At 36.2% G+C, this 21,922-nt stretch carries 20 protein-coding genes; 17 read left to right on the top strand and 3 right to left on the bottom strand.

Annotated features, from left to right (window positions below):
• The first annotated feature begins 72 nt into the window (after positions 1–72).
• The 5 genes from L1275_RS09650 (at position 73) to L1275_RS09630 (ending at position 3,164) form a co-directional block, all read left to right on the top strand.
• Positions 73–747: a thioredoxin family protein gene (locus L1275_RS09650; protein ID WP_253472205.1), complete on the top strand. Its 675-nt coding sequence runs from the start codon at positions 73–75 to the stop codon at positions 745–747.
• Positions 748–1,458: 711 nt separating this feature from the next.
• On the top strand, positions 1,459–1,920 hold the full coding sequence (tnpA, locus tag L1275_RS09645) for an IS200/IS605 family transposase (RefSeq protein ID WP_253472203.1): 462 nt from the start codon (positions 1,459–1,461) through the stop codon (positions 1,918–1,920).
• 5 nt (positions 1,921–1,925) lie between these two features.
• A complete protein-coding gene (locus L1275_RS09640; RefSeq protein WP_253472201.1) occupies positions 1,926–2,066 on the top strand; it encodes a hypothetical protein in 141 nt (46 codons plus the stop codon).
• Positions 2,067–2,313: 247 nt separating this feature from the next.
• Complete coding sequence (locus tag L1275_RS09635; protein WP_253472199.1) at positions 2,314–2,463, top strand: hypothetical protein; 150 nt, start codon at positions 2,314–2,316, stop codon at positions 2,461–2,463.
• Positions 2,464–2,669: 206 nt separating this feature from the next.
• Positions 2,670–3,164 (top strand): hypothetical protein, encoded by a 495-nt coding sequence (locus tag L1275_RS09630; protein WP_253472197.1) that lies wholly within the window; start codon positions 2,670–2,672, stop codon positions 3,162–3,164.
• 204 nt (positions 3,165–3,368) lie between these two features.
• On the opposite strand, the gene mdtD is transcribed toward L1275_RS09630, so the two are convergent.
• Complete coding sequence (gene mdtD / locus L1275_RS09625; RefSeq protein ID WP_253472195.1) at positions 3,369–4,808, bottom strand: multidrug transporter subunit MdtD; 1,440 nt, start codon at positions 4,806–4,808, stop codon at positions 3,369–3,371.
• 329 nt (positions 4,809–5,137) lie between these two features.
• Here mdtD and L1275_RS09620 point away from each other — a divergent pair, with 329 nt between their 5' ends.
• Positions 5,138–5,692, top strand: a complete 555-nt coding sequence (locus L1275_RS09620) for a pyridoxamine 5'-phosphate oxidase family protein (protein WP_253472193.1) — start codon at positions 5,138–5,140, stop codon at positions 5,690–5,692.
• An 88-nt stretch (positions 5,693–5,780) separates the two neighbouring features.
• On the opposite strand, the gene L1275_RS09615 is transcribed toward L1275_RS09620, so the two are convergent.
• On the bottom strand, positions 5,781–6,476 hold the full coding sequence (locus L1275_RS09615; protein ID WP_253472192.1) for a VIT family protein: 696 nt from the start codon (positions 6,474–6,476) through the stop codon (positions 5,781–5,783).
• A 258-nt stretch (positions 6,477–6,734) separates the two neighbouring features.
• On the opposite strand from L1275_RS09615, the gene L1275_RS09610 reads away from it, so the two are divergent.
• The 6 genes from L1275_RS09610 to L1275_RS09585 all read left to right on the top strand — a co-directional run bounded on the left by L1275_RS09610 (position 6,735) and on the right by L1275_RS09585 (position 15,983).
• Positions 6,735–7,346 (top strand): TetR/AcrR family transcriptional regulator, encoded by a 612-nt coding sequence (locus L1275_RS09610; protein ID WP_253472191.1) that lies wholly within the window; start codon positions 6,735–6,737, stop codon positions 7,344–7,346.
• Positions 7,347–7,728: 382 nt separating this feature from the next.
• Positions 7,729–8,874, top strand: coding sequence for an efflux RND transporter periplasmic adaptor subunit (locus L1275_RS09605; RefSeq protein ID WP_253472190.1), 1,146 nt, complete (start codon positions 7,729–7,731; stop codon positions 8,872–8,874).
• Between the two features lie 10 nt (positions 8,875–8,884).
• Positions 8,885–12,043, top strand: a complete 3,159-nt coding sequence (locus tag L1275_RS09600) for an efflux RND transporter permease subunit (RefSeq protein ID WP_253472189.1) — start codon at positions 8,885–8,887, stop codon at positions 12,041–12,043.
• A gap of 23 nt (positions 12,044–12,066) precedes the next feature.
• Entirely contained in the window at positions 12,067–13,485 is a 1,419-nt protein-coding gene (locus L1275_RS09595) for a TolC family protein (protein WP_253472188.1), read from the top strand.
• Between the two features lie 207 nt (positions 13,486–13,692).
• Complete coding sequence (locus L1275_RS09590; RefSeq protein ID WP_253472187.1) at positions 13,693–14,952, top strand: hypothetical protein; 1,260 nt, start codon at positions 13,693–13,695, stop codon at positions 14,950–14,952.
• Between the two features lie 284 nt (positions 14,953–15,236).
• Positions 15,237–15,983, top strand: a complete 747-nt coding sequence (locus tag L1275_RS09585) for a DUF3825 domain-containing protein (RefSeq protein ID WP_253472186.1) — start codon at positions 15,237–15,239, stop codon at positions 15,981–15,983.
• Between the two features lie 441 nt (positions 15,984–16,424).
• Here the strand turns inward: L1275_RS09585 and L1275_RS09580 are convergent, their stop codons facing one another.
• Complete coding sequence (locus L1275_RS09580; protein WP_253472185.1) at positions 16,425–16,655, bottom strand: hypothetical protein; 231 nt, start codon at positions 16,653–16,655, stop codon at positions 16,425–16,427.
• Positions 16,656–16,800: 145 nt separating this feature from the next.
• Here L1275_RS09580 and L1275_RS09575 point away from each other — a divergent pair, with 145 nt between their 5' ends.
• From L1275_RS09575 to L1275_RS09555, 5 genes are all read left to right on the top strand, one after another.
• The gene (locus tag L1275_RS09575; protein WP_253472184.1) at positions 16,801–17,229 is read left to right on the top strand and encodes a helix-turn-helix transcriptional regulator; all 429 of its coding nucleotides are present in this window, start codon (positions 16,801–16,803) and stop codon (positions 17,227–17,229) included.
• A 297-nt stretch (positions 17,230–17,526) separates the two neighbouring features.
• Positions 17,527–18,741, top strand: coding sequence for a hypothetical protein (locus L1275_RS09570; RefSeq protein ID WP_253472182.1), 1,215 nt, complete (start codon positions 17,527–17,529; stop codon positions 18,739–18,741).
• The gene (locus tag L1275_RS09565; protein ID WP_253472180.1) at positions 18,741–19,181 is read left to right on the top strand and encodes a three component ABC system middle component; all 441 of its coding nucleotides are present in this window, start codon (positions 18,741–18,743) and stop codon (positions 19,179–19,181) included. The genes L1275_RS09570 and L1275_RS09565 overlap by 1 nt, the downstream gene beginning before the upstream one ends.
• On the top strand, positions 19,178–21,025 hold the full coding sequence (locus L1275_RS09560) for a DUF3732 domain-containing protein (protein ID WP_253472179.1): 1,848 nt from the start codon (positions 19,178–19,180) through the stop codon (positions 21,023–21,025). The genes L1275_RS09565 and L1275_RS09560 overlap by 4 nt, the downstream gene beginning before the upstream one ends.
• A gap of 259 nt (positions 21,026–21,284) precedes the next feature.
• Complete coding sequence (locus L1275_RS09555) at positions 21,285–21,806, top strand: hypothetical protein (protein WP_253472178.1); 522 nt, start codon at positions 21,285–21,287, stop codon at positions 21,804–21,806.
• Positions 21,807–21,922 lie beyond the last annotated feature (116 nt).

Raw genomic sequence — 21,922 nt, 5'->3', positions numbered from 1 at the left:
ATTTGTCGTTAAAACCAATCATCCTAAACTATTCAAAAACATTTTTAATCTAAATCAATAAAATACGTAAATATGAAACAAATTGCCCTATTAGCATTCGCCCTACTTGGTTTAACCGCTTGTAAAAAAGAGGCCACAACTACAGAAACTCCTATTGCTACAACAACGACAGAAACTACAAGTCCCGCAACAGACGAAACAGCGGTTAGCGGATACACCATCGGCTCGGAAGCTATGGATTTTTCCTTAAAGAATATCGACAACAAAATGGTATCCTTAGCCGATTATCCCGAAGCAAAAGGTTTTATAGTGATTTTCACTTGTAACCATTGCCCTTATGCGAAAGCCTATGAAAGCCGAATTATCGCCTTAAATAACAAGTACGCCTCCAAAGGTTATCCTGTTATTGCCATTAATCCTAATGATCCTTCGGTACAACCTGAGGACAGTTTTGAGAAAATGCAGGAACGCGCTAAGGAAAAAGGCTTTAATTTCCCATATCTCCTAGACGAAGGTCAAAAAATTTATCCGGTTTACGGGGCAACCAAAACGCCGCATGTTTATATCTTAAACAAAGAAAACGGTAAAAACATCGTCAAATACATCGGAGCAATTGACAACAATTACGAAAATGAAAAAGATGTTAGCGAACGCTATGTCGAAGATGCGGTAAATGCATTATTGGCTGGGACGCCAATTAAAACCACAACAACCGTTGCAATTGGATGTACCATCAAAGTTAAATAGATTTCAAAATACCCTGATAACTGGAGCTAAAGGCTCCAGTTATTTTTTTATATAAACTAGCATCCCTCCCCAAAAATAAAACAGCCATAAAAATCCCGTAGGGTTGGCACAATTATAAAATAAAATGAAACAAAAACAAAACATCACGATTTCAAACAATCCCGTAGGGATGGAACAATTATAAAAAATCATACGGACATTTACATAACAAAAACAATCCCGTAGGGATGGCACAATTATAGAATGAAATAATTATCGAATGAAATGGTTATAAAATGAAAAAAAAACAAAACATCACGATTTCAAACAATCCCGTAGGGATGGAACAATTATAAAAAATCATACGGACATTTACATAACAAAAACAATCCCGTAGGGATGGCACAATTATAGAATGAAATGGTTTTCGAATGAAATGGTTATAAAATGAAAAAAAAACAAAACATCACGATTTCAAACAATCCCGTAGGGATGGAACAATTATAAAAAATCATACGGACATTTACATAACAAAAACAATCCCGTAGGGATGGCACAATTATAGAATGAAATGGTTTTCGAATGAAATGATTATAAAATGAAACAAAAACAAAACATCACGATTTCAAACAATCCCGTAGGGATGGAACAATTATAAAAAATCATACAAAAATTTACATAACAAAAACAATCCCGTAGGGATGAAACAATTATATCTAAAAACATAAAACAATGGCAAACACCTATTCCCGAATTTATATTCAGTACGTCTTTGCAGTAAAAAGAAGACAAAAGCTTTTAAACAAGTTGTGGCGCGAAGAAGTTTTCAAATACATCGCAGGTATCATTAGCTCCAAAGGTCAAAAACCAATCATCATAAACGGTACTGAAGATCATGTTCACATTTTTGTAGGAATAAAACCTTCCATGTGTATTTCAGATTTGGTGCGAGATATTAAAAACAACTCTTCTAAATTCATCAATGAACAAGGGTGGATGAATCAAAAATTTTATTGGCAAGAAGGCTATGGTGCTTTCTCGTACGCTCATTCGCAAATTGACAGCGTATACCAATATATATTAAATCAAGAAAAACATCATCGCAAAAAAACATTTGAAGAAGAATATATCGAATTTTTACAAAAATTCCAGGTTGAACATAACGACACCTATTTATTTGATGAAAAAACCTAATCGTGATGGTAATGATGACGTTGGTCATGGCGTTGGTCGTGGCGTTGATTATGATGTTGTTAATCGCGATATTAATCTATAATTATGTCAGCCCTACGGGCTTGTGTTTTGATAAATATGGAACGATTATACCTAAACAATCATGATGATAATGATGACGTTGATTATGATGTTGTTAATCGCGATGTTAATCTATAATTATGTCAGCCCTACGGGCTTGTGTTTTGAAAAATGATAAATATGGAATGATTATACCTAAACAATCGTGATGTTTATATTGACGTTAATCATGCGGTTAATCATGGCGTTAATCCCGGGTTATAATTATGTCAGCCCTACGGGCTTGTGTTTTGATAAATTTGGAATGATTATACCTAAACAATCGTGATGGTAATGATGACGTTAATAATAGCGTTGATTATGATGTTGTTAATCACCATGTTAATCTATAATTATGTCAGCCCTACGGGCTTGTGTTTTGATAAATGTGGAATGATTATACCTAATCAATTGCAATTGCTTCTACACAATAAATCCTTATAATCGTTAAATCCTTATAATGGTTCGCTTGTAAATCCGTAATCTTACGCAAGTTTTCCATATCTAATTTCCTTAGGCTTTCTTAGATTTGTACTTTTAAATAAAAATAATATTTATTATAATTTCCTTTTGTAATTCTTGGTATATCGATTTTTTTAAATAATAATTTTGCCAAATTATATAAAATACTTATTTTTACTATAAAAATTATGAGATTACTTAGCTTATTTTTATGCTTATTCAGCTTAGTTAACCTGAGCTATGGGCAAGAGGTGGTTTATGAATTACAGCATAAAACCGAGAAAGCACGCATTAATCAATCGGCTTTTAAAAAATTGAAATCGGGTCTATTGCAGACGCAATACGATGTTATCGATACCTTTACCAAACCGACAAAAGGGAAATCTGACGTATACTGCTTTATCGCAACCTATGAAGGAAATTCATTTGACGGAACCACAAAAACCTTTCACGATTACTTGGTTCTTGAAGTAGATCCAAAGACGCAACTGATCAAAGACGGTTATCAATACACTTTAGAATGGGCCGATTCACCCTATGTTGATTTGTACCGCATCAATAACAAATCAACCGTATTGCAAGATGGTTTGAATATCAACACCCTCGATTTTCGTTGTTTTTCTATAGAACCTACCGATTCTCGCTATTTGCTTAAAGAAAACGGTCGACTAAAATCGCAATAATTCACTACAACTTCTTCAACTCCCCGAAGAATTTTTGCTGTTAGATACAGCTCATCGAAAAATCAATATTCTTACTCTTACATACGCACTTAAACAACAAATTGACGATTTTAAAACAGTAGACCGTATAAAACGATTATTGCACAGCAAAATCCGACAACTGCAAAAGGACTACTACACTCTTCAATAAAACCAAAAAATCACTTAAGGTTGTTTTTTGAATTTTTTACCCTTGTAAACGCGTTTACCAGAAAGTGCATTTCCATCTTCTCTTTTGAGGTTTAGGAATATCAACGACGATATGATCGTCATGATTCCCATCACCAAAAAGGTATATCGAAATACAGTGATATCTTGACTGTGATCCACCCATTCACTGTTTTTAAACAATACCAGTATCATCGCCGCAATCGATATCCCCAAACTCAACGACAATTGCTGAGTAACCGACAGCAAACTATTCCCCTCACTTGAAGTTTCCTTGTCCAAATCAGCTAATGAAATGGTATTTAAGGATGTAAACTGAATCGCACTGACACAGCCGTGCGCCATTAACATCGGTATTAAGATATATAAAGGGGTATCTTGCTGTAAAAAGAAAAAAACCGCAATAAGCACTCCCAAAATAGCGGTATTACACATTAAAGTAGTTTTATAACCATACTTTCTGACAATGGGTACTACAAAAGATCGGGCCGTTAGATTTGATAAGGCGGATGGAATCATCATAATACCCGCATAAAACGCAGAATACCCATACCCCACTTGCAGCATTAAAGGAATCATCAGCGGCATACCCCCAATCCCAAATCGGGTAACCAGATTACCAATTAATCCAACCCTTAAAGTTCTAATCTTAAAGAGGTTTAAATTGATTAATGGATTGTCAACCCTTTTCGCATGGTAGATATATAAACTGATCAAAACAACAGAAATCACAAACAGTACACCTAAGTGCCACAACTTTACGGCGTCCGAATTCCAGCGTTCAATAATTAAGGTCAAGGTCGTCAAACCACCACTAAAGCAAATCCATCCCCAAATATCAAATCGCTTGACCGTATTTTTAAAATCAGGTATGGCAAAACTCGCCATCCATATCGCAAAAATTCCAAATGGAATATTGACGAGAAAAATCCAATGCCATGACAGTGTTTGCACCAGAAATCCACCAACCGTAGGCCCTAACATCGGACCAATCAGAGCGGGAATCGTAATGAAATTAATCACTTTTAACAACTGATCTTTAGGATAGGCATAAATCAACGTCAATCGCGCGACAGGTACCATCATCGATCCCCCTACCGCTTGAACCACACGTGACATCACCAATTGATCTAAGGTGATGGACAAACTACAACACAAGGACCCCAAGGCAAAAATCCCCACTGCGGTCATAAATATTTTTTTTGTTCCATATTTATCGGCCAACCAACCGCTCAATGGAATCAATAAAGCTACGGTCAAGGTATAAGCGACGATAACCGATTGCAATTTTAATGGAGATTCGTTTAGGTTTTTCGCAATCGATGGTAAGGCGGTATTTAAAATAGTCGCATCTAAAGCTTGCATAAAAATAGCCATGGCTCCAAGCCATGGCAAATATTTTTGGGTCGTTGCATTTACCAATGATTCTGAACTCATTTTATCTGTTTGTCGTGTTAATTAACTGGAGAAAGAAAATCTGACTTTCACAAATTTACAATTTTAAACACGCTTATCCGTTGAAATTCCCCTTAAAAATTCCCCAAAATAAGTTTATATACCCAGTCTATTAAAGGCTATAACCGTGGACTGCTGGGAGTATCCGTTGCTGATAAGTCCTAAAAGTACTACAATTGGTCTTTTAATTTTTTTTCTCAGGGTAGGATATTATTCTTATTTGGTTTAAATTAGCGCATTATAATTTCTATCTTTTCTCCCATTGAAAAAAGGTATAGAAACAGTGAAGTTTATTAATAAATACACATATTATGAGTAATAATCATGGTAATCCAGCAGAATTAGACCACAGCAAAGTACAACCGAAAGCACCTAAAGTTCAAGAGTTGATCGAAAGTTCAAAATCGTTGATTTTAGCAACCATCGACACAGATGGTATTCCAAACTCTAGTTATGCTCCGTTTGTAAATTTAGACGGAAGTTTTCAAATTTTAGTTTCTTATATGGCACGCCATACCAAAAACCTAAGAGACGGTAAAAAAGTTTCCTTTATGTTTATTGATGATGAGTCGGCATCTCGTCAAATCTATGCGCGTAATCGTCTAACTATTGATAGCGAAGCGGTTTTGGTAGAAAAAGGCGGTGATTTGTGGAACAGAGCTTTAGAAGCTTTGAAAACAAGACACGGAAAAGTGGTTGATGTTATTTCTGAAATGGACGACTTTATCATGTTTGATTTAAAACCGATCAAAGGCGCTTATGTAAACGGATTTGGAAGTGCTTATTTCGTAAATGCAGACTTAGAAGTACAAGACCATAGAACGGGTAACCACGGTGCTCATAATGTAGATTCTGAGCAAAACTAAGTACCTTAGTTCCTTATAAAAAAGGCGAAACAGCAGCAGCTTGTTTCGCCTTTTTTATTGCGTTTATGCAAAACTCCTCCTATGATTCCTATGCGGTTTGTACGCCAAAAATATAACCTACCAAAGCAGATACGATCATGGCTACCGTTCCCCAAAGGCAGATGCGCAGGATTGATTTCCCCTTGTTGAACCCACCGGCTTTTGCTGCCAAACTACCCGACAGTGCCAAAAACACTATAGCAAAAGCATATTGGTAATACAGCATATAGGGCATGGGCGCCACTATAGCCACCACTAAAGGCAATATACCTCCCGCGATAAACGCCACCGCAGATGATATAGCCGCCTGAAAGGGTTTCGCCTGAGTGAGCTCGCTTATACCCAATTCATCGTGTGCATGTGCTTTTAAGGCATTGTACTCGGTTAATTGCACCGCTACCTCCCGAGCCAAGTCCGACGACAGTCCCTTTGCTTTATAGATTTGCGTCAACTCCTCCAACTCCGCCTCTGGCCATTCATTCAATTCTAACTGCTCTCTTATTAAATCGGCTTTTTCAATATCACTCTGAGAACTGACCGATACATATTCACCTGCGGCCATCGAAAGCGCACCGGCAACTATACCTGCAACTGCGGCCAGTACCACCGGATCTCTCGAATCACTTGCAGCAGCTATACCAATCACTAAACTCGTGGTCGATATAATGCCGTCGTTAGCTCCCAACACAGCCGCTCGGAGCCATCCACTTCTCGTTATATAATGCATTTCCCGATTCGCTTCCATAATTAAAAGGATTTAAAAATACTGTACTAAAGTTAAAGAATAATTTGGAGCAGCAGTGCATTAATATGCTTTTCGATTCCACTCAACAGCTAAACCTTAGAATAGCTACCCTATTTATCGAATAAGTAAAACATCACAAAATGCTATTATACAGCTATTTAACATAAAACACACTCAAATAAAAATAAATATTTAAAATACCAATCCGACGTATTAAAAATTAATGTACTTTTGCCTAACGTTGTTAGATAATTTAATATGGCAAGTAAAGATCGAATATTGAGACAAAAGGAAGAGACTAGAAATAGTATTCTCGATGCCGCTTATGCGATTGTTAAGGAAGAGGGTTGGGAAGGTTTAAACATGCGTAAGATAGCCGATCGCATCGAATACACCGCTCCCATTATCTATGAATACTTCTCTAACAAACAAGCCATACTCGAAGAGTTAACCTGCAAAGGTTTTCTAAGATTGATGAAAAACATCAAAGAGGCCCAACTTTCCCAAACCGATCCAGCCCTACAGTTGGAGGCCATGTGGATTGCCTTTTGGAATTTTGCCTTTGAAAACAAAGAGTTGTATCAAGTGATGTACGGCGTGGAAATGAAGTGTTGCACACAACCCATAGTTCCCGATACCGAAACCACCTATCAACTGTTTTTCAATACCATTGCCGCAGTGATGGAAAACCAACATCCTTCAGACGCCGATGTCAAATTAAAATATTTTACATTTTTTTCTGTGATTCACGGCTTGATCTCTGTCAATATGATTGGAAACGGTTTGGCTGCCACTACCAACGACCAGATTTTTAAAGATGCTGTTAGTGCCATTATCAAATCGTTGTATCAAGTAGAAATTCCTTCATAAAACAAGGTTATATAAATAAATCATTTTTAAGCCCTTGTACTTAACAGTGTTAAACAACTTAACATCATTAAATACAGATTAATTAAAATTACCTCAATAAAAAAACTATGTACTACGCTATTAAATTAGTCCTGATTCACCTCTTTTTTCTTCCGTTTACTTAACGCCGTTAGTGAATTTAACACGATTAATTATTGGCGATTTCTAACTATTACTGTTAGTTTATTGAGTAGTGTATACCATCAAAACCCACCTCCTCTTTAATCTAAATCATCCAATTTTGCCCTTTTTTTATATTCATTTGGCACTAAACTTAACGATGTTAAATAAAATAACCTGATTAAAAATAATTATATCTAATTCAAAACTACCCTATTCAAAAATGAAAAAAATACTATTTACTAGTGTCCTTTTAGCTTTTTTCTTGCAGTCTTGTTCAGAAAAAGCTGCTACACAGGAAGCTGTTATACCACAATTGCCCGTTTACACCTTGCAAAATACAGAAACCACCACAATTTCTGAATATCCTGCAGCGATACGCGGTATTGTAGACATCGAAATACGCCCTCAGGTTGGCGGAGTACTCGACAAAATATACATAGACGAAGGTGCTTATGTCACTCAAGGTCAATTGTTGTTTAAAATAAACGAACGCCCGTTTAGAGAACAACTCAACATGGCCACGGGAAACCTCAACGCAGCCAAAGCAGCCTTGATCAACACCCAATTGGAAATAGACAAATTGACGCCATTAGTACAAAACAAAGTGGTTTCAGACTACCAATTAAAAACGGCTCAAGCCGCTCATAAAATAGCGCTTTCAACCTTAGAACAGGCCAAAGCCATGGTGGAAAACGCCAAAATTGATCTCAACTATACCAGCATACACGCACCGGTAAACGGATACATCGGCAGATTGCCCAAACGTCAGGGTAGCTTACTCGCTCCAACCGACGTGGAAGCTTTGACGAGTTTGTCCAATATACAACAGGTTTACGCCTACTTCTCCTTGGGAGAAATGGATTTCATTCAGTTTAAAAACCAATACGAAGGCAGTACTTTGGGTGATAAAGTCAAAAATCTCGCACCGGTTTCCTTGCTCTTAGCAGATAAAACAGCTTATAAAGAACTCGGTAAAATCGATGTCATCGACGGACAATTTGACAAAAACACCGGAGCTATTATGTTGCGCGCTACATTTCCAAATCCCGATGGGGCTTTGCGTTCGGGCAATACCGGAAAAATTCAATTAAAAATGCAGCACAGCCAAGCGCTATTGATTCCGCAAGAGGCCACCGTAGAAATCCAAGACAAAGTTTTTGTATTTGCTGTGGATGCTTCCAACAAAGTATTTAAAACACCGGTACAAATCATCGGCCGCAGTGGTAATGACTACCTGATTGATCAGCAGTTAAAATCAGGCGATCGCATCGTACTCAAAGGTTTTGAAAGACTACAAGACGGCATGACCATACAACCGGAAACCCCTAGCCCAGCCACCGCTGCCCTCACTAATTCTAAAATATAAGTAAACCTCCATGTTTAAAAAATTCATAAACAGACCCGTACTGGCTACTGTAATCTCTATTATCCTCGTTATTTTGGGGGTATTGGGATTGTACAAACTGCCTTTACAGCAATTCCCAGATATTGCTCCTCCCTCTGTACTCGTAACCGCCTTATATCCCGGTGCCAATGCAGAAACCGTTTTGCGGGCCGTGGCCCCTTCTTTGGAAGAATCGATTAACGGTGTGGAGAACATGACCTATATGACTTCTACGGCCAGTAACGACGGTTCGCTTTCGATTATGGTGTACTTTAAGTTGGGAACAGATCCCGATCAAGCAGCGGTAAACGTTCAAAACCGCGTGGCACAGGCCACGAATCAAATGCCGGCAGAGGTTATCAGAGCCGGAATCACCACCAACAAACAACAAAACAGTTTGTTGATGGTAGTATCTCTATACGCCGAAGACGATAAAGCTTTTGACGAAACCTTTTTAGCCAATTACGCTCAAATCAACATCATACCCGAAATAAAAAGGATTTCTGGTGTCGGTCAATCCACCATATTTGGAGGTAATAAAGACTACGCCATGCGCGTTTGGTTAAATCCAACCCAAATGGCCACCTACAACCTGACTCCCGCCGAAGTTACCGCAGCCATCCAAGACAAAAACTTGGAAGCAGCTCCGGGTAAATTTGGTGAGAGCAGCACGGAATCTTTTGAATACGTCATCAAATACAAGGGAAAACTCAACGAAGCATCTCAATACGAAAACATCATCATCCGCTCCAATGCAGACGGCTCTGTTTTGCGTTTAAAAGATGTAGCCAAAGTAGAATTGGGTTCCTATACCTACGGAAGTTCCACCAAAGTAAACGCCAAACCCGGAATCAACATCGGTACCATGCAGTTAGCGGGTTCCAATGCCAGCGAAATTCAAGTAGCCATAGATGAATTGATGCAACGGGTTTCAAAAGATTTTCCAAAAGGGGTTAAATACCTGATTTTGTACAATACCAAAGACGCCTTAGACCAATCGATCAATCAGGTAATTACCACCTTGATTGAAGCTTTTATCTTGGTGTTTTTAGTGGTGTTTATCTTTTTACAAGACATCCGTTCCACCTTAATTCCGGCCATAGCGGTTCCAGTTGCCATCTTGGGAACCTTCTTCTTTATGATGTTGTTTGGTTTTTCCATCAACTTATTGACGCTGTTTGCCTTGATTCTGGCCATTGGTATCGTCGTCGATGACGCGATTGTCGTCGTCGAGGCAGTACACTCCAAGATGGAGTTGTCCCATTTATCCCCTAAAGCAGCGACCAAATCGGCTATGAGTGAGATTACTGGTGCCATTATCTCGATTACCTTAGTGATGGCTGCCGTGTTTTTACCGGTGGGCTTTATGGAAGGCTCTACCGGGGTTTTCTACCGACAATTTGCCCTTACCCTAGCCATTGCCATCATCATATCGGCTGTGAACGCCCTAACCTTGAGTCCGGCTTTAGCTGCCTTATTCCTCAAGAGTACCCACCACGGTACGGAAACAGAACCCGAACGTAAAAAGACCTTTAAGGAAAAATTCTTTATCGGATTCAATCGCGGCTTCGACAACCTTGCCAATAAGTATTTGGGCAGTATTCGTACCATGATACGCTACAAATGGTTGAGCTTGGGTGGTTTGGCCTTGGTGATGTTGGCCACTGTACTACTAGTAAACAAAACCAAAACCGGGTTTATCCCTTCAGAAGATCAAGGTTTTATGGCTATTTCCGTATCCCTTCCGGGTGGAACATCTTTGGAGCGCACTAAAAAAGTCATGGATGAGGCAGAGGCTATTATATCCCAATTGCCTTCGGCAAAGATTGTCAATGCCATGTCGGGCTTTAACATCATGACCCAATCGACCAACCCGTCTACCGGTGTTATCTTTTTACTGTTGAAACCGAACAAAGAACGCGGAGCTGTCAGCGACATCAATCAAATTATGGGCGAAGTAAATCAGAAGTTATCGGTAGTTAAAGGCGCTAATTTCTTTGTGTTTACCTTTCCAACAGTACCGGGATTCAGCAATGTCGACGGATTGGATATGGTTTTACAAGACAAAACTGGCGGTAGTTTAAACCAGTTTAGCGAAATTGGAAATCAATTTATCGGCGCACTGATGCAACGTCCGGAAATTGCCGTGGCCTTTACCACTTTTAAAGCAGATTATCCGCAGTACGACCTCGAAGTAGACGAGATCAAAGCGGCGCAATTGCAAGTAGATGTCAAAGAAATTTTACAAACGATGCAGGCGTATTTCGGTTCGTCTCAGGCGTCGGATTTCAACCGTTTTGGAAAGTATTACCGCGTGATGATTCAAGCGCAAAAAGACGACCGTTCCAACCTCAATGCCATGGAAGGAGTGTTTGTTAAAAACAAACGCAACGAAGCGGTTCCTATCAATACCTTGGTTACTTTGAAACGCGTTTACGGACCGGAAACGGCCTCGAGATACAACTTGTTCAATTCCATCAGCATCAACGCCATTGCCAATCCGGGCTTTAGTTCGGGAGATGCGATTAAAGCTGTAGAAGAAGTAGCTGCACAGCAATTGCCTACGGGATACAGTTATCAGTTTTCTGGTATGACCAAGGAGGAGTTATCCTCTGGCGGACAATCGTTAATCATCTTTACGCTGTCGCTGTTGTTTATCTATTTCTTATTGGCCGCTCAATACGAGAGTTATATCTTGCCTTTTGCGGTGATTTTATCAATACCAACGGGTATCATCGGAGTATTTGTTGCCATTGGACTGGCGGGAATTGAAAACAACATCTACGTACAAGTAGCATTGGTGATGCTGATCGGTTTGCTGGCCAAAAACGCCATCTTGATTATCGAATTCGCCTTACAGCGCCGTCGCGCAGGAAAGAGTTTGGTTTTCTCTGTAATGGAAGCGTCAAAATTGCGTTTAAGACCGATTATCATGACCTCCGTTGCTTTTATTGCCGGATTGATTCCGATGATGAATGTCAAAGGACCTTCTGCTATGGGTAACCACTCCATCAGTATCGGAGCTGCCGGAGGAATGCTGTCGGGAGTGGTATTGGGATTGTTTATAATTCCGGTATTATTCATCGTATTCCAAATCTTACACGAAAAAATTTCCGGTCCCATCTCCGCTGAAGAGGAGGATGAAATTTAATTATATCCCTGATGAAATATCCTATGAAAAAAAATAATATATATACTGTTGCGGCCTTGATTTTGGTCGCAACACTTCACTCCTGTGGCGTATCCAAAGACGTGACATATCCGGCTGCAGCCCTACCCGAAAGCTTTCGAGGCGCTGAAGTTCTCGCCGACGACAGCAGTATCGCCAGCCTGCCGTGGAGTGACTTCTTTGTCGAAGAAGCATTACGACCATTAATCGAAAACGCTTTACAGAAAAACAATCAGATGCAATTGGCGTTAAAAAACATTGAAATCGCGCAATTGCAATGGACCAAATCCAAATGGGGAAATATACCCGAATTGCAACTGGGTATTCAAGCCAACAGCAGCAGGCCTTCTGAAAACAGTCTGACTGGAACGAATTTGAACATGGCTTTATCGCGCAATCACATCGAAGATTATTCCGTCAATCTCGGTTTGTCTTGGGAAGCGGATATCTGGGGCAAAATCAAGAATCAGAAAAAAGGAGCTTTGGCGCAATTCCTGCAAACGGAAGAGGCACAAAAGACCATCCAAACCACACTGATTGCTGAAGTAGCCAAAGGATATTACAATTTGCTGATGCTCGACTACCAATTGGAAACCGCTAAGAAAAACGCGGCGCTTAACGACAGTACGCGCTCGATTATTCAATGGCAGTTTGAAGCCGGTCAAGTGACCTCGTTGGCCGTGGCGCAAATCGAATCGCAAAAATTAAATGCTGAAAAATTGATTCCGCTTTTTGAACAACAAATCGCGATACAGGAAAATGCTTTAAGCCTTTTAACGGGGACTTTTCCAACAGCCATTGAAAGAAGTGCCGGTTTACCCCTGTTGCCTTACAACTCCCAATTAAAAACGGGTTTACCGACGGCTTTGGTATCTAACAGACCCGACGTAAAACAAGCAGAGTTGGCCTTAAGCCTTAGCAATGCTCAGGTGGGCATGGCCAAAGCAGATTTTTATCCGAGCTTAAAAATCGGAGCCAGCACGGGATTAAACAGTTTTGAAACCAGCAATTGGTTTACCATACCCGCTTCCCTATTCGGTACTATAGCCGGCGGTATTACCCAACCCTTATTGCAAGGCAAAACCATTAAAACCAAGTACAAAATAGCCTTGGTCGAACGCGAAAAGGCCGTGATTAACTTTAGAGAGTCGGTATTAATTGCCGTGTCGGAAGTGTCCAACGCCCTAGTATCCATAGAAAAATTAAACGAACAACAACAACTGCTGCAAAATCAGGTTCAAACGCTCGAAAAAGCCATTGGAAAAGCCAATTTGTTATACCAAAGCGGCCTGGTTAATTATCTGGAAGTAATCACTTCACAAGCGCAACTTTTGAACAGTGAATTGGAATTGGCTACCAGCAAAAGAGATTTACTCGCAGCTCGTGTAGAACTATACCGCTCCTTAGGTGGAGGCTGGCAATAATACTTTTTTTATTTATTTAGTTAATTATTTTTTCTTTAGTTTTTTTACTCTTGTAACCCGATGTTTAGGCATCGGGTTTTTAAATATACCTATCTAAATTGCTCTTAAAAAAGCTTTCTTACTCCTAATTACTAGCTATACACTTTTAAATTCTCACAAAACTTTCGGATATTTGTAATCAAACCTTACTATCTCAATTACAGTATCATGACGGACAAGGCAGCACAATTAATCAGCGATTTTAAAACAAGCGGTTGGCAAACAACAAACCTTTATGAGCGACTGTTTAACTTGGCATCAAACTCGAATGATGCCTTTGCATTTGCATCGAAATTCCTAAATACCTTCGACAAAAACGCCACGATTTTCAATGATATTCTGAGCTATATAGACCAACCTCAATTTGATGAACTCATCACTATTGCCGTGGAAATTCTTACAAAACACAAGAATGAGAATGCCGAAAGCGTCATTGAATATGCCAGCTTGCAGTTCCCTGAATTATTGCATCAACACCTCAGGCTAATCTTTGAACTAAAACCCAATGAATATACCTATTTTGAAGCATACCCCTGGAGGAATTTAGCCATGGATGTTATTCCCATTTTTAAAAACCTATTTATCAGCGCTGAAACCAGTAATACAGATAAACAAGCGCTTTTTGAGCGTTTATTGGAGACTAGAAATTTGGAGGTTATCATTTTTGCGCATGATTATGCCCTAACGAACAAGCTTTTTGACGAGGATGATTTAGAATATTATCTACTCGCGTATTTAGAGCTCGTTGGATTTACAAAACGACACGGCCGCATAGAACCTTATTGCCCCAATGTACTTAGGCATTTTAGTTTTCCCAAAAATTATTTCGTCAATGATAGACCCAGTCACCTTAACAAACAACAGCATCCGACTTGGAATTTAAAAGCGGACGAAAAGAGCTATAAATTTGGGGGTGTGATTGACCATCATACAAATAATCCATTCATGCACCTGATTACATTTGATCAAATTCCCGATGGACTCCAGATATCGGATTTATCTACTCTAACCTTAGGTATGCATATTCGAGAACTCAATGAATATGGCGCGGTGTTTTACCAACACGACGAAAATGGGCAACCTTCAAAAATAGGAGAACTCAAAAACATAGAAATTTATTCCGATCTACCGATACAAGAAACCTTTGTTTCGTTTTCAGCATCGCCCGATAGATGGTTTTATCAAAGTTGGGGAAGTGCAAACAGTAGAGAAAACTTATTTAGGCTCGGTGGTGAGCCTAGCTGGATTCAAAGTGCAGAAGTCCTGATTTGTCCAATTAGCGGAGAAAAAATGGACTTTTTAATGCAACTGGACGCAGACTTACCTGATATAGAAAATGGCGAAGTCTATTTTGGAAGCGGCGGCATTTGTTATGTGTTTTGGTGCGATAAAACAAAAGTAAGCGGCTATATTATGCAATGTACCTAAACCGCATTGCCACAAAATACGTTTACTTTATAAAAATTCGCTTTGGCGAAATACCGACTTAAGGAGAAATCTAAAATTTCTCCTTTTTTTTATTGCAAAATCCGTATAAATTTTCTTTTTTTATGTTTTACAAAACAATAAGACACTGTTGTTTAGACTAGTGCGAAATTAATCGTTTCGTATTCCCAATCCCCCACTATAGCCAATACGAAACCAGTTAACTGTAATTGTTAAACAGCATGATTTAAAAAAAATAGACTTAATTGCATTTATAATAAAAATATATGGCTTTATTTCAATTTTCTTGGTTTCCTGATTTCACAAAAAGTATTGAAGAATTAAAAACACTTGCAATGTCTGAAAATTGGGATTATAACAAACATCCGAATGGTAGAAATCAAATTCTAGCAAATTATATACATCATACTTTCGACAAGATTCAAAGTGAAAACAAAATAGAAACGGAAGGCGAATTCGCTTGCTTTAATACCGGTTTAGTTACTGAAAATCAAGAGGAAATTTTCGCCTATTTTCAAGACAACAAAAAACCTAGTGCAACAATACCCTATTATTTTATTGCTTGGAGAAAATCCAGTCATAGAGATTTGTCAAAATTTGCCAAATTAGCTGATACAGCATTTTATATCTCTGACCCAGCTGATTTGATATATGATGTTAAACTTGAGTTACGGACAAATATTGATCATATAATACAAGATAACAAGTCTCGTTTCCCTTCTCCTTTCAATTCAATGGAGAATCATTTATTATCTAACATCATAAATGGAACGATTGAAGATGCGAAAAAAAGAGTCAAACGAAATTATAAAACCGCTATACCGCAATATTACAAAGGTAAACTTCAATTACTATTGCCACTTTGTTTACAAACAAAAGCGAATGCTGATTTAGCATTAGTAATTGAAAAAGAAAATGGCGTCTATAGAGCTTCAACCTGTTTGACTCTCGATATGGCAATCAACAACGCCAGACCTATAGCTAAACCTGACGACGAATGGTTAAAAGTGTAAAAAAACACGTAAATATTTGGATTATAAAAATTATTTGTCGTATTTTTGTTATATATAGAACAAGATATTGAGATTAGCAAGTATATTTTACATACAATTAAAAGAACATCAAGATAGATTTACAAGAAAGATTTTAAAACTTCAAGATAGCGCCCTCCATCAACAATGGAGGGTTTTTTATTATAAGAGCTTATCCATAGATAACCTGAATTTCACAAAAAACTGGGCATAAATCAAATTCCTAACTAAGGTTGTTGCTAGGTTATAAAAAAACGCTTTCATACTGCCATGTATTTTTCATTTATTCTCTTTTAAATAAAAAACACGTAACAGGAAACGGTGACCATCAGAAAGTGCCTTGAGAAGTCACCACGGAAAATGGTCACGACTTGCCGTTCACAATTTTATGCGGTAGCAAAAGTGTATTATGAAAAAACCGCTTTACTTTAAATGCTCAAAGCGCTGTTCCTTAGCCAAGGTAAGCACCACCGAGCCGGTATTGCTATAAATAACATCAATCACATGACCGGGTTTAAAACCAATCTCTTCAAACCATTTTCCACTGAGTACTACCATCGGAAAAGTGCTGCCTCCTCCATATTTTTTAGGAGTGTATTTCCCGCAAATGGTTAACTGTCTTGTCTTTATTTCATTTTTTGTCTTGTTTTTCATCATCACGCCATTTAAAAGTGAGTGATAAAAAAAGGTATTTTAAATGCGGTAAAAAACAGTCTCAAAATGTAAATTACAAACGAATAGCCGTTTTTTACAGCAATTTAATTATCTTTAACTCAGAGTTTATTTTAATTTTGACGCCATGACACAAAACAGCAGCAACCACAAAATCCACCAAGGCAGAAACATCAAACGTTTTCGAGAAATGCTAGGTATCAAACAAGACGCCTTGGCTTTTGAATTGGGAGAAGACTGGAATCAGCAAAAAATATCCCTACTCGAGCAAAAAGAAGCCATAGAAAGCAGTTTACTGCAACAAGTGGCGCAAATACTAAAAATACCCGCAGAAGCCATTGAAAATTTTGATGAGGAACAGGCTGTAAACATTATTGCAAATACTTTTACAAATAGTGACCATGCTACAGGATTTGTTTATAACAACTATCCTACATTCAATCCCGTTGATACCATCCTACAAATACACAACGAAAAAATCGCCCTCTACGAGCGTATGCTTAAAGAAAAAGACGAGATGATGCTGCGCTTAGAAAAGCTGCTTCAAACCAAGTAATCCCTCATCAACCGTATATAAAGCTTAACCTTGGGTTAGGCTTTTTTTGTGCTTATTACCCAGTCCACTTGGACTCCTTATTTAAAATACTCCGTGTTTTAGTTAATAATTATCTTGGTTCTTTTATTTTCATATGCTATTTGCAATTTTTCATACATATGTTAACAAAATATAGAATATGTTTGCATTAATTTTATGAAAATTTTATCTAGCTTTTGGTAAAGGGTTAAGTCGAGGTTTCTTAAAAAACAATTTATGGCTAATTTTTAGTCAAAGGACAATTTAATGTTAAGTACTATGAATGATAATAAAACACATATAGAAAAAACAGCTGCTGAATCAAAATCGATCGGTTTCGATTATCAGTACTACTTCTTCTTATGGAAAGTACTTATGTTGCAACCTAATGAATCTGTTGGGTTAGAAGTTAAAGATGATGTACATACTGATTTAAGGAACAATCATCAGATGCTTTATCAATTAAAGCATACTATTAAAAAAAATACTGTGGGCAATCCAATAAATTTGACTACCTCAGATTTAGATATGTGGAAAACATTCTCAAACTGGTCTAAGGTAATAAGCGATAAAAATGACTCACGAGAAACAATTCAAGCTCAGCTAAGTTTTATACAGAAAACAAGTTTTGTTTTAGCAAGCAATAAATCATCTAATAAATCTAATAAAGTAGTAGGTATAATTAACGAACTTCAAAGTGGTTCTAAGAACAAAAACGATGTCATCAGTTATTTCCAAAGCTTATGTAGCAATACAACCAATATAGAATTAAAAGATTATATTAATGATGTAATAAATTTAGATGAAGAGGTTATTGAACATTTTTTATTAAATACATTCTTTCACCTAGATGATAGCGATATACTTACAAAATGTGAACAAGCTATTAAATCTAAAATGGTTCCGCAAAACAAAATCGATCAAGCATTTACTACTATTGATTCTAAATTACGTAAAGATAATTTTATACAAGTCAAGAATGGTTTGAAAATTGAAATTACTTTTGATGAGTTTTATAGAAAATATAGAGGGTACTTTGATATTTACAGAAATAATACATTAGTTGTTCAAGAATATAAGGGCTTACTTCCAGATAAATTAGAAAATCAGATTTTTATTAAACAGTTAATGGAAATTGGGTATGTTGAAAAAACTGATATTGAATACATTAGTAGATTAACTCTATTCAAACTCAAATTATTAAATAACATTGAGAACTGGAAAAGGGAAGGAGAAATTACTGATTTAGAGTTAAAAACTTTAAAAGATAACGCATATAACTTATGGGATAGTGAATTTCGTTTACAACATGTGGGTCATTATTCAGATGAACAATATAATAGTAAAGGTATTGAAGTACTTAAAACTATGCTTAAACATTCTCTCAAACTAACAGGACAAGAGTTTGATGTTGATATGAGTAATGGAAAGTTTTATGCGCTTTCGGACGAACCAATTATAGGTTGGAGAAAAGATTGGGAAAAACATAAATAATGAAAATAGATTATAATAACATCGGTATCGGCATTGTCACAATTAGCTCTGTATTAAATTTAGATACTCAACTATCAATTGCTAAAATCACTTTAATATTGCCACTTGTCACTCATAATGAGTGTTTAAATTATTTGGCCAGATCAACTACTCAGGTAACTAGTATAGAAAAACTAATTGCAGAAAAGACTAATTATTTTTCAAATATAAACCTTAGATATTACGATTCTTTGAGTTTAACATTTTCATCACTCCAATACTTGATAGAAATGGGATATATTGAGATTAAAGATGGCATAATATATAAGATTAAAACCTTAGAATATAATTCTAAAATGGGTAAAAGAGCAAAAAAAATATTTCAAGCTGCTAACAATATCGTATCGCTACTTTCAGCAAATGAAGACAAACTATACTTAAACTTAAGAATTCAATTATGAAATTCAATATAAATAAAATCATTTTATGGTTAAAAAATGGTAGAATTAGAGAAATAGAATTTAAACGAAATAAAGTCAATTTAATCACTGGTGGAAGTCATACAGGTAAAAGTGCTATTCTTGAAATTATTGATTATTGTTTCTTTGCCAGCAAAAGCAGAATATCGGAAAGTATGATTAATGAGAATGTTTTGTGGTATGGAATAAATATTTCGATAAATGACAAAAATTATACCTTAGCAAGACAAGCCCTATCAGAAGGTAAAGTTTCCAATAATTACTACTTTTCTTCATTTGGCGAGATACCTTTGATTGTATCATCAAATAACTCCGAAAATGCAATAAAATCAATTATTGAGACAGAATTCCAAATAGATAGAGATGCTAAATTTCCAACAGGATATGGCAGTAATTATATAAAGTCCGGTACCAAAATTTCACTACGGTACTTTTTAATGTTTAATACTATCTCAGGAAATATTATTGAAAATGATCAAGGTGTTTTTTTTGATAAACAAAATGAAATCAGATATAAAGAGGCACTTCCAAGAATATTTGATTTAGCTTTAGGAATAGAAACTGTTGAGAATGTTTTGAAAAGTGAAAAAAAAGCAGAACTCGAAAACCATTTAGCTAAATCTATAAGGAAAAACAAAACAATATTATCAAAAACTTCAGATTTCAAACAGGAGCGTATAGAAATTTTGAAAAAAGCTAAGGAATATAATATAGTTAGCAATGATACCAATACTGAGAATTTATTAGTTGAACTTGAAAAAGCTATTAAAGGATATGAGACAGAGTCTGTGATAAGCTCTGAAAAAGAAAAATTACAATCATTATATTACACTTTACAAAGAAAAATTAAAAATTTAAATCAGTTTTCATCTGAATATACTAATTATAAAAAGTCTCTATCAAATCTTGAAGACAGTCTTAAACCACTTGAGTTCTTAATTGAGAATGATTCTGAAATAATTAAAACATCAATTTTTGAAGAGCTTGTCGAGTCATATACTAAAGATTTAATTTCAATCCGAAAAGCGTATAGCAGTAACACTCCAATAGACATACAAGTTAAGGATACAATAAAGGGTTTTGAAAATGATCTAGGAATAATAAAATCAAAATTAGATTTATTATCTACAGATAATAAGAGTTTTGAAAATGAAAGAGAAAAATATTTCTTTTTAGGCCAAATAAAATCAAAACTTGAAATATTCTCAACAAACTCATCATCTTCTTTTCCGACATATGATGAAGAAATCAGAGATTTACAAGAGGAGATTATGCAATTAGTTGTAGTAAATACTGAAGAAAAACGAGAATTAACAATTAAACTCACGGAAGAAATTATTAGTGAATACATGGTCGAATCTGAAAAAGCTCTCTCAAATTATTCAACATATCAACCTGTCTTTGATTATAAAAATAAAGCATTGCTTTTAAGAAAACCTAAAACTTCTTACATAGAGAACGTCGGCAGCAGTTCTAATCATATGTTTCTACAGTTGTTTTTTTCTCTTGCAATCCATGAAGTAATCTTTCAAAACAAATCTCCATTTGTTGCCCCTTTCCTAATAATAGATCAACCTAGTAGGCCATATTATGGGACGAACGGAAAGAGAAAAACGAATGATCCACAGAGCGATGATTATAAAATAACAAAGGCATTTGAGCTACTTGACAACTTTATTCATACGAGAAAGAGTAATACTGGAAATTTTCAGATGATTGTTTTAGAGCATATTCCTGTTGAAGCCTTATCTCATTTAAATAACATTCACATCGTAGAAGAATTCCATGATGGTAATGCTTTAATACCAAAAGTATTAATAGAATAATTAATAGTCGTAACAAAGATTTGGTAAGGTATAATTGAAATATATACAGGTGTAAAATAAAATGTACTTTTTTTATAGATTTAGTTACTATTTACAACCTCTTTAAACTATGTTTTTAGAGATTTTTCTTCGATGGACAAATCAAAAAATGCATTTTAAAAGCTGAATATATATATACTTATGAAATTATGATGTATTACATCATTATAAGTGTCAGTACAAGTTATGAAGTATAGAATAAAATTAGATAATTGATAAAATGAAAAAAAGCAAGAGAAAAGTACTTGATTCTTTAATAAAAGAAGGGGATAAATTAAATTTTGATAATAATAGGAGACCCGGCACAGATCTTAATGGGCATCTAATTTATTACTCAGACGCTAGCATAGAATTAAACTCATGGGTTTCAAAAGTTGAACATTTTATTAGATTAAATTATAATAATGATAGTGGGCCACTCAAAGCTTTCAAATTGGTGGATCAAACTAAATTTTCAGGAAACTATCGTGAATCTTTTAATAAAGAACTTGCCAAATTAAAAGGAGCCATAAATTCTTGTCAAGAGATTGAGCCAAATAAAGAAGGAGTGAAAAATGATATTATAAATTTAATATCAAGTAAGTTATTTTGGTTTGTTATTCTATCTATTAGCACAACTGTAGGGACAATCGCTTATAAAATGGGGGAATCTAATGGAAAAGAAATGAATTACATTAAGGATAAGCAACTTGATCAACTAAAGGATTCTATAAATATTTTAAATAGAAAAAAAGCTGGTTAAAAATGAGAAATTCAAATTTTCTCCTATTGTCACCACAGTCTTATACATTTCCATTTTTTTAAAATTATTAAATCGAAAAAAAATCATCTATACGGCTAAAGAAGTTCAAGGACTTC

The organism is Flavobacterium sp. HSC-61S13 (assembly GCF_024171535.1).
Taxonomy (GTDB): domain Bacteria; phylum Bacteroidota; class Bacteroidia; order Flavobacteriales; family Flavobacteriaceae; genus Flavobacterium.
This window is presented reverse-complemented; position numbering and strand designations above follow the sequence as displayed.